Origin of the sequence: Cellulomonas sp. 73-92, assembly GCF_001898175.1 — a bacterium.
Lineage (GTDB): Bacteria > Actinomycetota > Actinomycetes > Actinomycetales > Cellulomonadaceae > Cellulomonas.
Genome location: NZ_MKTH01000009.1, coordinates 1 through 3,151, shown reverse-complemented (window position 1 = coordinate 3,151; position 3,151 = coordinate 1). Strand labels below are relative to the sequence as shown.

Annotated in this window: 2 protein-coding genes; one reads left to right on the top strand and one right to left on the bottom strand. The window is 71.1% G+C overall.

The genetic code is table 11. The features are described from left to right. Positions 1 to 1,376 (top strand): MFS transporter (locus BGO37_RS05745; RefSeq protein ID WP_291753022.1); only part of this gene is annotated, 1,376 nt, incomplete at its 5' end. An 11-nt stretch (positions 1,377 to 1,387) separates the two neighbouring features. Here BGO37_RS05745 and BGO37_RS05740 read toward each other — a convergent pair. Then, positions 1,388 to 3,103: an IlvD/Edd family dehydratase gene (locus BGO37_RS05740; RefSeq protein ID WP_286748429.1), complete on the bottom strand. Its 1,716-nt coding sequence runs from the start codon at positions 3,101 to 3,103 to the stop codon at positions 1,388 to 1,390. Positions 3,104 to 3,151 lie beyond the last annotated feature (48 nt).

Here is a 3,151-nt window from a genome sequence, read left to right as displayed (position 1 = left end):
CGATCGGGTCGCTCGCGACCGGACTCGCTCCCAACATCGTCTTCCTCTTCCTCGGCTGGTCGGTCGTCGAGGGGCTCGGCGCCGTGCTCGTGATCCCGGCGATCGCCGCCCTGATCGCCGACAACTACACGGGCCGCGCGCGCGTGACGGCGTTCGCGGTGATCGGGGCCGTGTCCGGGGCCGCCGTCGCGGCGGGGCCGCTCATCGGCGGCTTCCTCACCACCTACCTGAGCTGGCGGTACGTCTTCATCGGCGAGACCGTCATCATGATCGTCGTCCTCCTGCTGGCGCGGTTCGTCGCCGACACCAGCAGGCCGGCCCGCGTCCGCATCGACGCTCCGAGCGTCGTGCTCTCGGCGGCCGGCCTGGTGCTGATCGTCTACGGGATGCTGCAGTCGAAGACGTGGGGGTGGATCCTCCCCGCCGCCCCGCTGCAGATCGGGAACGTCGTGATCGCCCCGTTCGGACTGTCGATCGTGCCCTTCCTCATCGCCGCGGGGGTCCTGCTGTCGTGGCTCTTCCTCCGACGCCAGCGGCACCTCTCGGCGACGGGACGCCCCGCGCTTCTCGACGTCTCGATGTTCGGGATCGCGCGGCTGCGCGCCGGGCTCAGCGTGCTCGGCGCACAGTACGCCGTGATCGCCGGACTGTTCTTCATGATCCCGGTGTACCTGCAGATGACACTCGGCCTCGACGCGCTGGAGACCGGCGTCCGGATCTTCCCGCTGTCGATCGCCCTCATCCTGTTCTCCGCGATCGGCACCGTGCTGACGAAGTACTGGTCGCCGCGGCGGATCGTGCGGGTCGGGCAGCTCGTCCTCGTGGCGAGCGTCCTGACGCTGCTCGCCTCCGTCTCGACCGACCTGCGGACGGTGCCGTTCGCGATCGGGATGTTCTGCGGCGGCGCGGCGCTCGGCCTCCTGGCCTCCCAGCTGGGCAACGTGAACATGTCGTCGGTGTCGGAGGACCGCTCCAGCGAGGTCGGCGGCGTGCAGGGGGTGTTCCAGAATCTGGGCTCGTCCCTCGGCACGGCGCTCGTGGGGTCGATCCTCATCGCGAGCCTGGGCTCGTCCTTCTCCGCCGCAGTCGCCGCGAGCGACCTGCCGGATCAGGTGAAGACCGCGGTGCACGACCAGACCCAGGGCGGCATCGCGATCATCCCGACCGCCAGCGTGCCCCGCATCGCGGAGCAGGCGGGCCTGTCCGCGGCGGACGGCGCGACCCTCCAGTCGCTCTACACGCACGCGCAGATCGGGTCGCTCACCACAGCCCTGTTCGCGCTCGCGCTGATCGCGGCCCTCTCGCTGTTCTTCTCACGGCACATCCCGAACACCGTGCTGCGCGGCGAGGCCGCCACCGCGACGCACGGCGGATAGCGGACCGGCGGTCAGTGCGACTCGCGCGCGACCTGCGAGCCCGAGCCGCCCACGAGGAAGTCGAGGTCGGCGCCGCGGTCGGCCTGGAGCACGTGATCGACGTACAGGCGCTCCCACCCCCGCCGTGGGCGTGCGTACCCGGCGACGGTCGCCTCGTTCGGCACCCGTGCGGCGAGCTCCTCGGGAGGCACCTCGAGGTCGAGGCGCCGGGCCCGCACGTCGAGGGTGATCCAGTCGCCGGTCCGGACGAGGGACAGCGGTCCACCCGCGGCGGACTCGGGCGTCACGTGCAGCACAACGGTGCCGTACGCCGTCCCCGACATGCGCCCGTCGCAGATGCGGACGATGTCACGGATGCCGCGCTCCAGCAGCTTGCGCGGCAACGGCATGTTCGACACCTCCGGCATGCCGGGATAGCCCTGCGGCCCGCATCCGCGCAGCACCATCACGCTGTCCTCGTCGATGTCCAGCTCGGGATCGTCCAGGCGCTCCCTGAGGTCCTCCACGCTGTCGAACACGACCGCGCGCCCGCGGTGCTTCAGGAGGTGCGGCGACGCGGCGGCCGGCTTGATGATCGCGCCTCCCGGGGCGAGAGTGCCGCGCAGCACGCTGATCCCCGCGCTCGGCTGCAGGGGCGCATCGCGCGGAGTGATGACGTCCGGGTCCCAGATCCGCGCCTCGTCGAGGTGGTCGACGAGCGGGCGTCCGGTGATCGTGAGCGCCGTGGGATCCAGCAGGTCCCGCACCTCGCGCAGGACCGCCAGGAATCCGCCGGCGCGGTACAGGTCGTCCATCAGGTAGTGGCCGGCCGGCTGGAGGTTGACGAGCAGCGGCACTTCGGCGCCGATGCGGTCGAAGTCGTCGATCGTCAGCTCGATGCCGAGGCGTCCCGCGATCGCGAGGAGATGCACGACGGCGTTCGTCGAACCGCCGATCGCCGCCAGCGCCACGATCGCATTGTGGAAATTGGCCTTCGTCAGGAAGGTCGACGGCCGCCGGTCCTGCGCGACGAGGTCCACGGCGAGCCGCCCGGTGTGGTGGGCGGCCTCGAGCAGCCGCGCATCCGGAGCGGGGGTGCCGGCGACGCCGGGCACGATCACGCCCAGCGCCTCCGAGACGAGCGCCATCGTGGATGCGGTGCCCATGGTGTTGCAATGTCCCTTCGAGCGGATCATCGACGACTCGCTCCGGAGGAAGTCGGCCTCGCTCAGCGTGCCCGCCCGCACCTCCTCCGACAGCCGCCAGACGTCGGTGCCGCAGCCGAGGGCCTCGTTGCGGAAGTGCCCGGTGAGCATCGGCCCGCCCGGCAGCACGACCGCCGGCAGGTCGACGGATGCCGCGGCCATCAGCAGCGCGGGGATGGTCTTGTCGCAGCCGCCCAGGAGCACCACGCCGTCGATCGGGTTCGCGCGGAACATCTCCTCCGCCGACATGGCCGCGAGGTTCCGCCAGAGCATCGCGGTCGGGCGCACCTGGGTCTCGCCGGGCGCCGTGATGGGGAGCTCGAGCGGGATGCCGCCGGCCTCGTAGACGCCGTTCTTGACGGATTGGGCCACTTCGGCGAGGTGGCTGTTGCACGGCACGAGGTCGGACCCCGTGTTCGCGATCGCGATCTGAGGACGCCCCTCGAACGCGCTCGAGGGCACGCCCCTGCGCATCCAGGCCCGATGGATGTACGCATTCCTGTCGTCGCCGGCGTACCATTCCGAGCTGCGGAGCGCGTCCATGCGATCCCCCTTCATGACACCGGCGTCTCTCTGGAATCTAGCCCTGCG

Excerpts from the sequence above, each read along its gene's own strand:
- BGO37_RS05740 (WP_286748429.1), bottom strand. The coding sequence starts at position 3,103 with ATGGACGCGCTCCGCAGCTCGGAATGGTACGCCGGCGACGACAGGAAT.